Origin of the sequence: Pseudoalteromonas sp. SW0106-04 (genome assembly GCF_001293805.1) — a bacterium.
GTDB classification, from domain to species: domain Bacteria; phylum Pseudomonadota; class Gammaproteobacteria; order Enterobacterales; family Alteromonadaceae; genus Pseudoalteromonas; species Pseudoalteromonas ruthenica.
On record NZ_BCAI01000014.1, the window covers coordinates 53,194 to 67,463 of the forward strand.

A 14,270-nucleotide genomic window follows, 5' to 3' on the forward strand; every position below is an offset into this window, starting at 1 on the left:
TGCTTACTCCGCCACTAGCATATCTAGGGCTTCACACAACCAGTGGCCGATAAACATATGGGCTTCTTGGATACGCGCGGTCTCATCATTGCTGATGATAATAGGAAGTTTAGCAATATCTTTAACGGAGCCGCCTTCACGGCCAGTCAAAGCCACGGTGTAAGCACCAATGTCGTTGGCCGCTTGAAGCGCGAGATTGATGTTAGCGCTGGTTCCCGAAGTCGTCAGGCCAATCACTAAATCCTGTGGTTTACACAACGCCTGAACTTGACGCTCAAATACAGTCTCAAAATGATAGTCGTTAGAGTGCGCGGTTAAAATGGAAGTATCCGTTGTCAGAGCAATGGATGCCAGTGGCCCGCGCTCTTTTTTATAGCGCACCACAAACTCTGCAGCGAGATGCTGTGCATCTGCGGCGCTGCCACCATTACCGAACCAGATCACCTTACCACCAGCAGCTAGTGCCTGATGACAGGCGCTCAACAATTGCGATACTTGCGGTTGGTATTGTTCCATGGTGTCGAATAGTGCGCGGTGGCGCGCAAGACTATCGAGGTAAGTGTTGGCGGCGTTGTCAATATTAGCCATAAAGCGTCCTCATTCACGGGTTTATCGGCATTATTCCAAAGAGTACTGATAAATGCACGTTTTTGTCAGCCAAGCTTTGGCTTGCCCTATTGCCTGCGGTACACTTTAGTCGAATTTCACAATTAGGCTTTATCGTGTTTGCCCGTTTTCTTTATTCGCTTGTATTAGTACTACTGATCCCCATAGCCTGGGTATACCTATATTGTTTGCGTGGTCGTAAGAACCCTGGTTATCGCCAACACTTTGGCGAGCGCTTTGGCTACGCTCAGGCCACTGGCGATATTATTTTGCATTGCGCCTCAGTCGGTGAAGTGCTTGCCAGCGCACCACTGATAAAAGCCTTGCTCGGTGCCAAGTACCGCTTAGTCATTACTTGCAACACCCCCACCGGGCGTGAGCAAATCACCACTTTATTCGCTGACGCCATAAACAAAGAGCGATTAAGCTGCTGCTACTTACCGTTCGATTTGCCTTGGTGTCAACGGCGCTTTATCCGTCGTACACAAGCAAAAGTACTGTCTATAATAGAAACCGAACTGTGGCCGAACTTATTAAAGCAGGCGAAACAAGCAGGTTTAGCGACCGTGATTATTAACGCGCGGCTGTCGGCGAAATCCGCCAACGGATATGCCAAAGTAGCCCCCCTCACTCGGGATATAATGCGCCATATTGATGTGCTTGCCTGCCACCATCATGATGACGCCGAGCGATTTGTAAAGCTGGGTCTGGCCCAACATAAAGTGCATGTTACCGGTTCCATCAAGTTCGATATCACCGTCAGCGAAAAGCACCAGCAACAAGCTCAGCAATTGCGTCACAAGTTCAATAAACCCTTTGTTTGGATTGCCGGCTCCACTCACCCTTGCGAGCCGGAATTACTCCTTCAAGCACACCAGCAATTACTTAAGCAGCAGCCCTCGGCTTTACTGATCATTGCCCCGCGTCATCCGGAGCAATTTGATAATGTCGCCACCGTGCTTAAACAGCAGAATTATGATTTTTGTCGTCGTAGTCACAACGACTACCAAGGGCAGAGCGTCATGCTCGCAGATACCCTAGGGGAGCTGACCATGCTTTATGGCTGCGCTGATCTCGCTTTTATCGGCGGCAGTCTTATCGCGCGCGGCGGACACAACCCATTAGAGGCGTGCGCCCACGCCATTCCAGTTTTAACTGGCCCCCATACTTTCAACTTTGCCCACGTTTACCCAGAGCTCATCAACCAAGGTGGTGCGCAGCAAGTGCAAGCCGATAACTTAGCAGCACAACTGATCGCACTCAGCCATGACCCTCATAAGCGCCAACAAATGGGCGCGATAGGCCTTAATGTCGTGAAGAAAAACCAAGGGGCGATAGCGAAAACATTGGCGATTATAGAGGAATACACTGATGTCTAACTGTGTTGCAGCCATGCGTGAATGGGTCAGTGCGGTCATTGTTAAATACAACTTTTGCCCGTTTGCTCGCAAAGAAGTCGAAAGCCAACGCATTCATTATCATCCCAGTGATGCCGTTAGCGTTGATGAGGCGGTGCTTGACACCCTAGAGCAGTGTCGTGTGCTTGATAATGATAGCGACATTGAAACCACCTTGGTGATTTTTGCTAAGGGTTTTAACGACTTTGATGATTTTCTCGAGCTAATAGATTTAGCTAATGCTTTATTGGTTGCACAGGGTTTTGAGGGCACCTATCAATTAGCCCACTTTCATCCTCACTATGTGTTTGCTGACGCCGAGCCTGAGGATGCCGCAAATTACACTAATCGCGCCCCCTACCCGGCCTTACATATTATTCGCGAACACAGTATGGAGCAGGCACTCGCACAGTACGATGACCCTGAAAGTATTCCCGAAAACAACATTCGTTTGGCTCGGCGTAAAGGTAGCCGTTTTTGGCAGCAACTGTTGCAACACTGCACTAACGCAGCCGATAAGTAAAAAAGACCATTAACTGGTGCGTATAATGTGTCGATACTAAGGGGCTGTGATAAATTTCATCGTCCCACAATTCGCTTCGGTAAGCGGCCACTGCCTGCCATTGCGGTGCGAATTGATAACTCAGGGCAATACGTGCAAAAGGGTTGATAGCGCCTTGGGAGTGATACTCCGTGCGCCCATACTGTGGGGCAGCTTGCACCCTACTTACACCATAAAAGTGTTGGGTATAATCTTCACTGAGCAACCGAACTCCGAATCTTGTGTGTACCCGGAGCTTGTCACTCAACTGCCAAGGAGACAGCGTGTAGGAAACGTTTGCCGCCAGCGAACTGGATTCATTGCTAATATCTTGGGCAAAACGGGCCGAGAAGCCATGATAGTTGAGCGCCATAGTTGCGACCAGCTCGCCACTAGGGTCGTCATAAGAGGTGAATACAGGGTCGTCAGAAAGGTCGCTCTTATATAACAGAACACTGTCGTAGCTGGGATCGCGAAAGTTAAGACCCATATCAATACCGACTTGACTATCCAACACGCGGTAGCTCACCAGCCCTTGGTCAACACTAAAGCGCCAACGTCCATATTGAGCACTTACAAACGGCAGTGACTGATGTTGTGTTGCCATCCCAGCCCAAGGGGTTGTGATAATGGCTCCGCCAGCACCGAGGGTGACCTGCCATTGAGTAGACTGCTCAGCCTGGGCCTGCACGGCGACTAACAAGAACCAGGCAGCGTTCAATACTTTTTTCATTGTTCGTATCCTGTGATGTGATTGAAATGTCACTGTAAAGAGCAACATCCCATTCGACCTGTGCCAAATGTCACTGGATGCGAAAAAAGACTCAAAAAAAAGCGCCTTCAGGCGCTTTTCTATCTGTGCTTTATTACGGTTTCAATGCCGCTTTGCGTTCATTATAGCCGCGTATCAGTTCATCCACCGTGTCCTGACAATACTCACGAATCCCCGAGACCAGCATATGCTTTTCTCCACGACCCACGACTTCACCCTGCGCCAGTAAATCAAAGCGCAAAATAATCTTGCCGCGCTTACCTTCGTAGGTAAATACATGTTCGGCTTCACGCAGTTCAGGAGCCGTTACTACTAGGGTATCCATATGAATGCTCATTGATTCATAAATGATCATTGGCCGCGCAGGGTTAATCATTACACCTTGCTTTGCCATCAGTGGCACAACCACATGGGGAAAGGCCTTTCCCGAGAATTCAACATAGTTTTTGATCAGCGCATTGGTCAGGGTTTTACATTGGCTGTTTTCGCCCTCACGCTGCACGCTTAGATAGCATTTGTCGCCGTCTTTAATATCGAACTGTGCTTCTCCTTGCGGCATGCTTAGCTTTACACCCTCATCGACCATATTGGCGAAGGTGAAGTGCATTTGCTCATTAATTCCATATTTATCGAGTACCACCGAGAACAGTAAATCCCCAGGCACGCAAAATTTCTTCGCCTCGACATCATGTAACGGGTTGAAGTCATCGGCGACCGCTTTAGCAAATCGACTGCCTTGCTCACGAGAAATGCACACATGGGTACCAAAGTCTTGATAAAACTGCTCTAACATACCTGCTCTGCTTTAGTTCAAAAAAACTGCGGCAGTGTAACAAAATTTACGCATGGAGAGGTCGAATCTGTTGCAATTTATGGAAAAAAGGCACAAAAAAGCCGCAGCATAACAGGCTGCGGCTGTCTTCTCGCCAATGCTTAGTTAAAATCGCGGTAGGCTTTTTCTAGTTTCTTCGCTTGCTTCTTAGATACACCGATGTGCCCTAGCGCTACACGCAACCGTGCTCGCGACATATCAGAGCCAAGAATTTCCATCGCATCGATCACCGATGTAGATGACTTCTTGCCGGTAATAGCAACAAAAATAGGCTCTAAAAAGTCTTTGATCTTCAATTCATGGAAGGTCGCCACTTTTTTCGCAATGGCAAAGATCGCTGACTTTTCCCAGGTGCGCAGTGTTTCCAACTCCCAAATAAAGAACTGCAGTGCTTGGCGCACCACATCTTCTGGCGCTTTACCATCGGTTAATAGCGCAGGGTCATATTCAGGCATCCCGGCGACAAAATGCCCGGCCAAGTCGACTAAGTCAGAGAGTGTATCAATACGGGTTTTCGCCTCAGGTAATATGCGCTTTAGCGTATTAGCGTTATATTTCCAATCGACAAAACGCGTAATTAGTTGCTCATCGCTAAACTCCTCACGCAACCAAGTGCCATTCAGCCACTTTAGTTTTTCCACATCGAATACCGGACCACCGAGAGAAACACGCTTCATATCAAAGTGTTCAATCATCTCAGCGAGGGTAAACTTTTCTCGCTCATCAGGCATCGACCAACCCATACGACCCAAGTAATTTAGCACCGCCTCAGGAAGGAAGCCCATTTCCTTGTAGTAATTAATAGACGTTGGGTTTTTGCGCTTTGAAAGCTTTGATTTATCAGGGTTACGCAGCAAAGGTAAATGCCCTAATACCGGCGCTTGCCAACCAAAATCTTCATACAGTTTCAGTAATTTTGGCGCCGAGTTAATCCACTCTTCACCACGGAAAATATGGCTAATCTGCATGTGGTGGTCGTCCACCACGTTAGCTAAGAAGTAAGTAGGGAAACCATCTTGCTTCAATAACACCTGCATATCGACATTTTCCCATGGGATTTCAATCTCACCACGCAAATAGTCATTGAAAGTAAAGGTGCCTTGCTCCGGTATTTTCATGCGGATCACATAAGGCTTACCGGCATCCAGGTTGGCTTGAATTTCTTCTTCGCTCAAAAGTAACCCACGTCCATCGTATTTAGGACGCAAGCCTTCGGCCATTTGCTGCTCACGCATTTGCTCAAGCTCTTCGGCGCTGGCAAAACAATAAAAAGCTTTGCCCTGCTCCACGAGCTGGTGCGCATACTTTTTATAAAGCTCTGAGCGCTCTGACTGACGGTATGGGCCAAACTCACCACCGACATCCGGTCCATGATCCCATTGCAGACCTAGCCATTGTAGGCTGTCCATGATCGCCTGCTCTGACTCTGCAGTACTGCGCACTTGGTCAGTGTCTTCGATACGCAATACGAATTCACCGCCTTGCTGCTTGGCAAAACAGTAGTTAAACAGGGCAATATAGGCAGTGCCTAGGTGCGGGTCACCCGTAGGTGAAGGGGCAACACGGGTGCGAACACAGGTGTGGTCAGTCATGCTAGCTTCTCTTTCAATTAGCAACAAAAATTTGCTGCAAATGCTAGCACAAAGGGGCAAAACTTCGTAGTGGAAAACGCCGCAATTGCGGCGTTAACGATAAATAGACTGGTTGCTTAAGCAGCTAAATCGTCAAGGTAGGCAACAATGTCGGATGATTCATACAACCAGCGCACCTGCTGGTCTTGCTCAATACGTAAACATGGCACTTTTACTTTGCCCCCTTGCTCAGCAAGCTCTTGGCGGTATGTGTCATTGTTTTTAGCGTCCCGCGTTTGTATTTTTAGGCCGTTACGCTTAATCGCGCGGCGTACTTTTACACAAAACGGGCAGGCGTGAAACTGATACAACGCCATATTCGCGGTTTGCGCATCTAACTGCTGCTGCGCTTCAGCAGGACGTTTTTTACTGCGCGGAGTAAAGATAAAATTAAAGAACAAAATAATACGGCCTAGCAACCAACGTACAAACTTCATAAGCACTCTCAAACAGAAAAATTCGGCGCAGAGTTTAGCACGCTCTGAAAGTGGTTAAAATAGCTCCAACATATCGTCGTCTAGATCATCGTCGCCTGCACCCTTGGTGTTATCAGGAATATTTAAGCTATGGAAATCGACCACTTGGTTGCGGCCATTATTTTTCGCATTGTAAAGGGCTAAATCGGCTTTATGCACCAGCTCAGGGACCATTGAGATATCATCAAAAGCACAAAAACCAGTGCTAATAGTCAATCTTTTTACCTGCGGGAAGGTAAAATCCGCCACAGTTACGCGCAGTCGCTCTAACATTTGCATCGCTTGGTTTTTATTATCGCACAGCAATAGTACGGCGAACTCTTCGCCTCCATAGCGAAACACATAATCCTCACTGCGAAAGCTCTGTTTTAAAATTCGCGCTACGAGAATAATAACCTCATCACCAATCACATGGCCGTAGGTATCATTAACGCGTTTAAAGTGGTCGATATCGAACATGGCAAGATACCATTGGCGCTCAAGTTCATTGTCACGATGATCAGCAAAGCCGTCGCCATTGATGATGTCCATCACCTGTGAGTCAAAAGTTTGCCGGTTAAGCAGTTCAGTGAGTGGGTCTAATCGCGAGCGATACAGTAAATACAGCTGGTTGGCGTAAATATTAAGAATATTAGTGATCACGAAGGGTGAATCATGCGTCAGCGCGAAGTCACTGCTGCTTTGCACAAAACCTATCACTGCACCAAGATGGTAGATAGGAAAGTACACATGCTGTCCTTGGCTACCACTAATGCGCATGCGCTCAGCATCAATTTTTGCCACTAACTGCTGCGCTTGTTCATCATTGAGTATTGCTGCTGAGCACCCTGAATAGCTGCATCGTATGCGGCCCTGCGAAGTAAATTGTTTATTCATGTACAGAGCAAAATTGTTATCGGCAAACACCTGACTGAGTATATCAATAAGCGCTGCATCCAACGCACGTTCACTTTGTTGCTGCGTTAGACGAATGATCCATTGATGACCACAGGAGTTACTTTGCATAGGCGCTTGTTTTGCTGCTTGATTCTCCTAAGTGTAGACGAACAAAAAGGGTTATGTGCCCAGTGCAAAATGACTGTGTGCAGGCTAAACACTGTCAGTGAAATTGATAAAGTCATCACGATGCACCAGCATAGCGCCATTACTGTAGCCCAAGGTTTCGACGATAGTTTGCTCTTTATGAGCCAGCAATTGGGCCACAGCCACACTGTCATATCTCGCCACGCCTTTGCCTAAGTTAAGCCCTTGCTCGTCACACAAAGTGATGACATCACCACGACTAAACGGCCCCCTTAATTGCGTTATACCAACCAGAAGTACACTGGCTCCACCTTTTGCAATCGCTGCTGCCGCACCGCTATCGAGTACCACCTTGGCTTTGCTCACCGGCCCTGCTAGCAACCACAGCTTGCGACTGCGCCGAGGTGCTTTTAAGCTCAATACCCGGGTGCCTGTTTGCTGCTGCAAACAATTTATGATGACATTCTGGCCATGTCCTGCACTGATCACCACATCCACGCCACCGTGACGAGCGATACTCGCAGCCTCCAGTTTAGTAGCCATCCCCCCTGTGCCCACAGTGCTGCCTGAACCTCCTGCTAACGCCTTTATCTGATCATCAATATGGCGGATTTCCGCAATCAGCTCGGCATCGGGGTGGCTGCGCGGATCGGCGGTGAATAGTCCAGGCTGATCAGTTAGCAATAACAAGGTATCAGCGCGAGCTAATATGGCTACCTTAGCGGAGAGGTTGTCATTGTCACCCACTTTTATTTGTGTGGTTGCGACGGCATCGTTCTCATTGATGATGGGCACCGCTCCCTCTTGCAATATAGCTAGCAACGCATCACGAGCATTGAGGTAGCGCTCGCGATTTTCTAAATCTGCTTGTGTCAGTAACATTTGCCCCACGGCAATTGAATAGAGCGCAAATATGCTTTGCCAGGTATGTAGCAGCTGGCTTTGCCCTATCGCAGCTAACATCTGCTTTTGTGCCAAGGTCTCAGTACCAGGCTGGCGGCCCAATAACTCTCGCCCCGCTGCAATCGCCCCACTGGTGACGATAATTATACGATGGCCTTGTTGCTTCAATTGCGCGCACTGGCGCACTAAATCAACCATGTGCGCTTTATCTAGGCCTCGGCCATGATTGGTCAGCACGCTGGTGCCCAACTTAACGACAATAGTTTGCACTTAATTACTTCACTTTGTGGAAATGATGACTAATTATTACCCTAGGACTAGGCGCACAAACAAGTTAAATTAATTCAAGTGTGCTAGCATCGCCGCAATTTTGCTTAACCCCACGTTTGTTTATGCCTGCAAGCTTATGTTTAATTATTGCCACCTTCTTATGGGGCAGTTCTTTTATCTCGCTAAAGTATGCCATTGGCGTGTACGACCCAGCTGTGGTTATTTTCTTGCGTATGCTCACCACGCTAGCCGTAAGCCTATGCCTGTGGCGTTTTATTACGCGTTTTGATTATCGCCAGGGTGACTGGAAGTACCTAGTGTCGATGAGTTTAGCCGAGCCTTGCCTGTACTTTCTATTCGAAGGCCACGCAATGGAGCACACTTCGGCATCACAAGCAGGGGTGATTGTGTCGTGTTTACCGCTGATTGTCGCTGTACTGGCGTTCTTTATGCTCAAGGAGCGTATCAGTCGCGCCATTATTGTCGGCTTTACGCTGTGTATCGGTGGCAGTATTTTGCTCACTATGCTCTCTCCTGCCTCTGAGCATGCGCCCAACCCCATTGTTGGCAACACCCTGGAGCTACTGGCGATGCTCTGCGCCGCTTATTACACTGTGAGCGTAAAACACCTCGCGGCGCGCTACTCACCGCTGAGCTTGATTGCCTTGCAAGGGTTAGCAGGCTCGCTGTTCTTTGCGCCATTTTTGCTTTTTGTAGAAGTGCCGCAGAACCATGATCCCATTGCCTTTGCTCATATCCTCTATTTAGGCACCTTTGTAACCCTTGGCGGCTATGGCATGTATAACTATGCCATCAGTAAAGTATCGGTACTCACTGCCGCCGCCTACTCAAACTTGATCCCTATTTTTACCCTGTTGCTCTCTGCCATTGTGCTCAGCGAGGTACTGACCCTAGGACAATGGTTAAGCATTGCCGTGGTGTTCGCTGGGGTGATGATAAGCCAACGACATCAGGCGATTGTCGTTGACTTGGAAGAGGAAGAAATCAATGAGGCAGAAACTAACAAGCGCAAATCCGTGCCTGAAGCAGGCGAATTAAAAGGGTAACACGTCACCAGATGCAAACCGGGAGCACTGGCCGCTGCGGTCTGCTCCTGATGCACCACTTGTTTTTGCTCAATGCGATAACTTAATTGACGACCATCGGCAAGCGACAACACCAGAGTGTCGCCCACCTGCACATGGCGTAAAAAAGCAAAGTGGGTATCATTATGCGCAGCAATCACGCTGCTACCATCACTGCCCAATGGGCTCGAGGCCAAAGCATGAGCGGGGCCGAACGCCAAATTTCGGCCGCTGGCTCCGGCCAGCACATAGCGCTCAAGCGCTAAGTCCGGCACACTGAGCTTTGCCACCACATGGGTATCAGCGTAATACCAAGGCGCGACTGCGGCGCCTTGGCGTATCAAGCTTTGCTGCCAAGCTCGCTCAATAAGGTGCTGAGCCAACCATGCTTTGGCTTGTACATAGCCCCCTTGAGTAAAGAGCAACAACCCCAGTGCAAACACCCCATATAGGGCGTAACGCCCCCTCCGTTTACCCATGCTGACCTCGCACTTTAAGCCAAGCGGATGCAATCACCATCAGCATCATGCCCACTAGTACATGCCACAATGATTGACCATCTGTTTGCGCAAAGCGCATAAGACGCTGCCCCTGGGCCATAGGGTTAGGTACTTGCTCATCATGCATTGCCGGGCTTTTAGCTGGCGTTTCATCAACCGCGATAAAGGCGGTGAATGGGCTTAACAGCTGATGCTTTAGCGCTAATTCCAAGACTTGCTCACGCACCGTTTGCTGTTCATTGTAAAGTAACAGTGAAGCTATTTGTTGACGCGCCCAGACTCTCGCAATGGCTTCGCTACGCTCATAATTACGCGCACTCTCATGCATTGGCATACTCAGACGTAATGGACCATGTTGCGACGTGGCGTTAATGTGGATATCTTGCTGCTGACTGTCGAGCTTAATTGCAACCATTAACGGCTCGCCAAAATAAAGATCCGGTAACGGTTTGGGCCAGTAGTCTAATTCACCACTGCGCGCCCCAGCGAGGTGCAAGTCTCTCAGTGCAGGGTTGGCAAGGCGTGCTATCAACGCTTGCATTTGCGCTTGCACCTCAGAGCCATCACTAATAAAGGTGTAGCTACCACGACCCACTTGCGCGGCGCGGCGCATAAAGTAGCTATTGGGCGCGCTGCCGATGCCCACCGTAAATAAACGGCTATCGCCTAATCGAGCTTTGATCAAATCAAACAGCGCTTGCTCATTACTCACACTCCCATCGGTCAAAAACACCACCTGACGAACAAACCCCGGGTGTTGCTTGGCGTCTAGCGCGTGATGCAACGCACCGGCTATTTCGGTGCCGCCATCGGCGTCAAGGTTATAAACAAATCGCTCTGCCTCATTGCGGTTAAACTCATTAGCCGCCACGGCACTGGGTCGGAATAAACGCGCCGTAGAGTCAAAGTCGATGATATTGAAGCTGTCATTTTCATTCATGTTGTCCAGCGCATAAAACAGCGCCTGCTTTGCCGCCTGCATGGAGCTGCCATGCATTGAGCCAGAACTGTCAATCACGAAAATGAGCTCTCGCGCTAAACGCTGCTGGGCGCTGAATTCATCACTTGGTGGGAGCAGCATTAGTAGCCCATAATCACCACTTTGCGCTGTCTGCCTAAAGAAAGCGGCACGTGCTTTATCGCTTTGCTCCACTTTGGCGCGCAGTACAAAATCGCGGTTCATACTTTCATCACTCACTAAAAGCTGGTAACGACCAAAGCTAGGGTTGCGAATATCCGCCTTATAATGAGGGGTGCGAATGCTGTGTAGTGCGAGGCCAAAATCGATATCTACTTGCAGCTGCAATTTCGGCTGTGTATTGGTCAGTCGCTGCTGAGCGGTGGCTTGTTGAACAAAACGCGGGCTCATCCAGCCTGACATTAACCCTGCTGTCTTACTTGCAGTCGCCCCTGCAGTCTTTTCTAGTTCAGGGCTGCTAGCCGGTGCGACCTCATCAGCACCATCAAGACGATACTGCCTTGGGTGATAACGAGGTGTGAAGGTCATCGGCAAACGCACGCTGAGCTGAGCATCGCGCAAAGACACCATTTCTTGATATTGCAAGGTAATGCGCACCTGCTCACCGGGGCCAAGATTAGCCAGTCGCGAGGTAAACATATTGGCACGTTGCTGATTAACTAGAGCCGCACGCTTACCGGCACGTTTAGCCGCTTGATACTGACGCTGTGCCGCTTGTTTCTCAGCAATTTTACCGACAATTTTGCGCTCTCCCACAGTCATAACCATGGCGTGTACCGCACTTTCACTGGGCAACGGAAACACATACTGAGCATTGACAGCAAACGGGTGACGATTGATAAAGGTTTGCGTTACCTCAACATGGTTAATTAAGCCAGTAATACGCATTTTTGCTTGGGTATTCAGTAACACTCCGGGCGCTACATTGGCGCCATGGGCATCACTTAAGCGCAGCTGCGCTTTGTTGTTTGCATGACTATCATTACTGGCTAAAGTCGGCGAACATAGAAGTAGAGAAAAAAGGCCCACAGCGAGAGCTGTGAGCACTTTGCTAGGACTACTCAACATAATCGGGTCCTCGTGATGATTGGCAAACTTAGTTTTTAGCCATTTGGCTTTGCGTCGCACCACGGGCCGTTAATGTTACGCGACGATCGAAGAAGTTAGTTTCATATTCATTGCCGTTATCGACCAGTTTTTGCTCACCATAGCCTTGAGCATAGAGTTGTTCGCCACTCACGCCTTGGTCAACAAGGTAAGCCTGCACTGCATCAGCACGACGCTGCGATAAACTCAGGTTTGCGCTTTCATCGCCCTGGACATCGGCATAACCGTTCAAGTTCAGACTCAATTCTGGCTTACGCTTAAGGATTAAAGCGAGCTGGTCGAGCTGCTCGGCGAAATGTGGCTCGATACGCGACGAACCCGAACGAAACTGCACCGTCATTGCCAGTAAGTTATCAATGCGCGCTTGTTCTAAGCGATTTTGTTCATTTTCTAATGCGTCGATTTGCGCCGTCAGTGAACGGTTTCGGTCTAAGGTGCTACGCAATTGTTGGTCAGTGTCTTTATATTGGCTGAGCATCACTTGTTGTGATTCAACGGTGTTCTCTGCAGCTTCTTTCTCGCCGATGATGCCGCCGATAAATGCGCCTGCGAAAGCGCCAATCGGGCCACCGACTACGGCACCAATGGTTGCGCCCGTGCCAAGTCCCCATGCTGTTTCTGAGGCCATTTCTTTTTTCTCTTTAGCCATCGCGGGTGCAGCCATTAGGGTCGAAATAAGTGCAGTTGCAAGTAGTTGTTTTTTCATCGTCTTCATCCTTCAATACTTAATTTGGTTGGTGTATTGCAAGCAACAAAGTGGTTGGTGACTGTGCTGTCTTGCTTAGGAGTTATTAAAACAAGACACAGTGGCAACAAAGGGGAGCAAAAAAGGAAAAATGAAGGGCAATTATGGCAATAAAATGGCAAGCCTGAGCGCCAGCTTAAAATGGCAGTGCAACCACCTCTGTAGAGACGTTTTGCGGCCATAAACACCGCAGCTGATGATGAAAATAGCCGGGGCAAGCGGAAGTTGCGAAGCGTGTTTTCCCCACTTCAGAGGCCGGATTGATTGCTTGGCTAGGTAAGCACCGTTGCAGTTGCAGAGCCACCGCTTGCTCGGTGGTCAGCACATCGATGTGTGGGCCATATAGCTTTCGCAAGACAGGAGCAATAAAGGCATAGTGTGTGCAACCCATCACCAAAACATCGGCTCCTTGGTCAATCAAGGGCTGCGCGTAGCTGTGCAGCAGTTGCTCCACCTTTTTGCCACTCAGTTGCAGTTGCTCTATGGAACCTGCCAGCTCAGGGCAAGGTTGGAAAACAATACGCCCCGAGGCCGCGCCTTGGCGTTGACACAATTGAATGAATCGTGGCGAAGCCACGGTATTGGGCGTTGCCAACACCCCAACCACCTTGGTTTTGCTCAATGATAATGCCGGTTTCACGCCGGGCTCAACACCCACAATAGGCAGCGTGAATTGTGCTCTCAAGGTATCAATGGCTGCCATCGTCGCAGTATTGCAAGCCAAAACAATCGCACTGGCCCCATGCTCGCATAAGTAAGAAGTAATACGCGAGCACCTTGATATCACTTGCTCGGGGCTTTTGTCGCCATAGGGCATAAAGCCACTGTCCGCAACATAGTGAATATCATACTGGGGCAGCAATTGTCGCACTTGTTGGGCAATGGCAAGACCACCCACGCCAGAGTCGAAAATACCGATAGAAGAGTGGAACAAAATAGCGCGCTCAGGGTTACTAAGGCGGCCAAGTGTAGAGCCTTTATGACACAAAGCCAAGCAACAAAAACCGGCTTAATCAGGTATTTAAAGGTTACAGTTGCTTGTCTATAAAGTACTCTTCGACATCATCTTTAATATCGAGGTAATCGTCATTTTCGAGGTCGAGCACGGCTAAGGCCGACGCCTCAAAGTACTGCCAATCCTGAGACGGTGAAAACCGCTGCTGTAAATGCACGAAGTTTTCCGCCATTTTCAACGTTGCCATAGTCATACGCAAAGTTTCATCTTGGCAGCTACTAAAAAAGTGGTGATCATGGTGGCGTAAAATAAGCAGGCAGGTGTCTTTTGGTAAGTTTCAGGCACTGGCCAAGTAATAAGAATATACAATAATGGTTACCCAGCACTCACCATCTGGTCCTAGTTGCAGGGCACAAAAAAGCCGAACATAGAACTCGGCTTCGTTAAA

15 protein-coding genes are annotated in these 14,270 nt (G+C 49.0%); 3 read left to right on the forward strand and 12 right to left on the reverse strand.

Annotated elements, in window-relative coordinates; all coding sequences use genetic code 11:
* Positions 1-3: 3 nt before the first annotated feature.
* Positions 4-588 (reverse strand): SIS domain-containing protein, encoded by a 585-nt coding sequence (locus tag W04_RS15070; protein ID WP_053911436.1) that lies wholly within the window; start codon positions 586-588, stop codon positions 4-6.
* A gap of 134 nt (positions 589-722) precedes the next feature.
* Here W04_RS15070 and waaA point away from each other — a divergent pair, with 134 nt between their 5' ends.
* Positions 723-1,985: a lipid IV(A) 3-deoxy-D-manno-octulosonic acid transferase gene (waaA, locus tag W04_RS15075; RefSeq protein WP_053911491.1), complete on the forward strand. Its 1,263-nt coding sequence runs from the start codon at positions 723-725 to the stop codon at positions 1,983-1,985.
* The gene (locus W04_RS15080) at positions 1,978-2,526 is read left to right on the forward strand and encodes a DUF1415 domain-containing protein (RefSeq protein ID WP_022946496.1); all 549 of its coding nucleotides are present in this window, start codon (positions 1,978-1,980) and stop codon (positions 2,524-2,526) included. Before waaA ends, W04_RS15080 begins: the two co-directional genes overlap by 8 nt.
* On the opposite strand, the gene W04_RS15085 is transcribed toward W04_RS15080, so the two are convergent.
* The 6 genes from W04_RS15085 to proB all read right to left on the reverse strand — a co-directional run bounded on the left by W04_RS15085 (position 2,507) and on the right by proB (position 8,451).
* A complete protein-coding gene (locus W04_RS15085) occupies positions 2,507-3,277 on the reverse strand; it encodes a MipA/OmpV family protein (RefSeq protein WP_053911439.1) in 771 nt (256 codons plus the stop codon). The two genes, W04_RS15080 and W04_RS15085, sit on opposite strands and share 20 nt — an antisense overlap.
* Before the next feature lie 133 nt (positions 3,278-3,410).
* Positions 3,411-4,109: a DUF3581 family protein gene (locus W04_RS15090; RefSeq protein ID WP_053911441.1), complete on the reverse strand. Its 699-nt coding sequence runs from the start codon at positions 4,107-4,109 to the stop codon at positions 3,411-3,413.
* Positions 4,110-4,249: 140 nt separating this feature from the next.
* Positions 4,250-5,740 carry a glutamate--tRNA ligase gene (gene gltX / locus W04_RS15095; protein ID WP_022946499.1) on the reverse strand — a complete coding sequence of 497 codons (1,491 nt, stop codon included), beginning with the start codon at positions 5,738-5,740 and terminating at the stop codon, positions 4,250-4,252.
* Between the two features lie 116 nt (positions 5,741-5,856).
* A complete protein-coding gene (locus tag W04_RS15100; protein WP_053911442.1) occupies positions 5,857-6,216 on the reverse strand; it encodes a glutaredoxin in 360 nt (119 codons plus the stop codon).
* A gap of 54 nt (positions 6,217-6,270) precedes the next feature.
* On the reverse strand, positions 6,271-7,260 hold the full coding sequence (locus tag W04_RS15105; protein ID WP_053911444.1) for a GGDEF domain-containing protein: 990 nt from the start codon (positions 7,258-7,260) through the stop codon (positions 6,271-6,273).
* Between the two features lie 84 nt (positions 7,261-7,344).
* A complete protein-coding gene (gene proB, locus W04_RS15110) occupies positions 7,345-8,451 on the reverse strand; it encodes a glutamate 5-kinase (RefSeq protein ID WP_053911446.1) in 1,107 nt (368 codons plus the stop codon).
* Between the two features lie 122 nt (positions 8,452-8,573).
* Between proB and W04_RS15115 the strand changes: the two genes are divergently transcribed.
* Positions 8,574-9,518, forward strand: coding sequence for a DMT family transporter (locus tag W04_RS15115; protein WP_045979711.1), 945 nt, complete (start codon positions 8,574-8,576; stop codon positions 9,516-9,518).
* On the opposite strand, the gene W04_RS18745 is transcribed toward W04_RS15115, so the two are convergent.
* The 5 genes from W04_RS18745 to W04_RS15135 all read right to left on the reverse strand — a co-directional run bounded on the left by W04_RS18745 (position 9,422) and on the right by W04_RS15135 (position 14,069).
* A complete protein-coding gene (locus tag W04_RS18745) occupies positions 9,422-10,015 on the reverse strand; it encodes a class GN sortase (RefSeq protein ID WP_082079328.1) in 594 nt (197 codons plus the stop codon). The two genes, W04_RS15115 and W04_RS18745, sit on opposite strands and share 97 nt — an antisense overlap.
* The gene (locus tag W04_RS15120) at positions 10,008-12,083 is read right to left on the reverse strand and encodes a marine proteobacterial sortase target protein (protein ID WP_053911448.1); all 2,076 of its coding nucleotides are present in this window, start codon (positions 12,081-12,083) and stop codon (positions 10,008-10,010) included. Before W04_RS15120 ends, W04_RS18745 begins: the two co-directional genes overlap by 8 nt.
* 28 nt (positions 12,084-12,111) lie before the next feature.
* Entirely contained in the window at positions 12,112-12,828 is a 717-nt protein-coding gene (gene pdsO / locus W04_RS15125) for a sortase-associated OmpA-like protein PdsO (RefSeq protein ID WP_022946505.1), read from the reverse strand.
* Between the two features lie 175 nt (positions 12,829-13,003).
* Positions 13,004-13,861 carry a glutamate racemase gene (gene murI, locus W04_RS15130; RefSeq protein ID WP_157576469.1) on the reverse strand — a complete coding sequence of 286 codons (858 nt, stop codon included), beginning with the start codon at positions 13,859-13,861 and terminating at the stop codon, positions 13,004-13,006.
* A gap of 34 nt (positions 13,862-13,895) precedes the next feature.
* Complete coding sequence (locus W04_RS15135; protein ID WP_157576472.1) at positions 13,896-14,069, reverse strand: hypothetical protein; 174 nt, start codon at positions 14,067-14,069, stop codon at positions 13,896-13,898.
* Positions 14,070-14,270: the final 201 nt, after the last annotated feature.

What these genes read in the sequence shown, in the direction of transcription:
- W04_RS15070 (WP_053911436.1), bottom strand. Translation starts at nt 588, where the DNA reads ATGGCTAATATTGACAACGCCGCCAACACTTACCTCGATAGTCTTGCG.
- W04_RS15080 (WP_022946496.1), top strand. Translation starts at nt 1,978, where the DNA reads ATGTCTAACTGTGTTGCAGCCATGCGTGAATGGGTCAGTGCGGTCATT.
- W04_RS15085 (WP_053911439.1), bottom strand. Translation starts at nt 3,277, where the DNA reads ATGAAAAAAGTATTGAACGCTGCCTGGTTCTTGTTAGTCGCCGTGCAG.
- W04_RS15090 (WP_053911441.1), bottom strand. Translation starts at nt 4,109, where the DNA reads ATGTTAGAGCAGTTTTATCAAGACTTTGGTACCCATGTGTGCATTTCT.
- gltX (WP_022946499.1), bottom strand. Translation starts at nt 5,740, where the DNA reads ATGACTGACCACACCTGTGTTCGCACCCGTGTTGCCCCTTCACCTACG.
- W04_RS15100 (WP_053911442.1), bottom strand. Translation starts at nt 6,216, where the DNA reads ATGAAGTTTGTACGTTGGTTGCTAGGCCGTATTATTTTGTTCTTTAAT.
- W04_RS15105 (WP_053911444.1), bottom strand. Translation starts at nt 7,260, where the DNA reads ATGCAAAGTAACTCCTGTGGTCATCAATGGATCATTCGTCTAACGCAG.
- W04_RS15115 (WP_045979711.1), top strand. Translation starts at nt 8,574, where the DNA reads ATGCCTGCAAGCTTATGTTTAATTATTGCCACCTTCTTATGGGGCAGT.
- W04_RS18745 (WP_082079328.1), bottom strand. Translation starts at nt 10,015, where the DNA reads ATGGGTAAACGGAGGGGGCGTTACGCCCTATATGGGGTGTTTGCACTG.
- W04_RS15120 (WP_053911448.1), bottom strand. Translation starts at nt 12,083, where the DNA reads ATGTTGAGTAGTCCTAGCAAAGTGCTCACAGCTCTCGCTGTGGGCCTT.
- pdsO (WP_022946505.1), bottom strand. Translation starts at nt 12,828, where the DNA reads ATGAAAAAACAACTACTTGCAACTGCACTTATTTCGACCCTAATGGCT.
- W04_RS15135 (WP_157576472.1), bottom strand. Translation starts at nt 14,069, where the DNA reads ATGGCAACGTTGAAAATGGCGGAAAACTTCGTGCATTTACAGCAGCGG.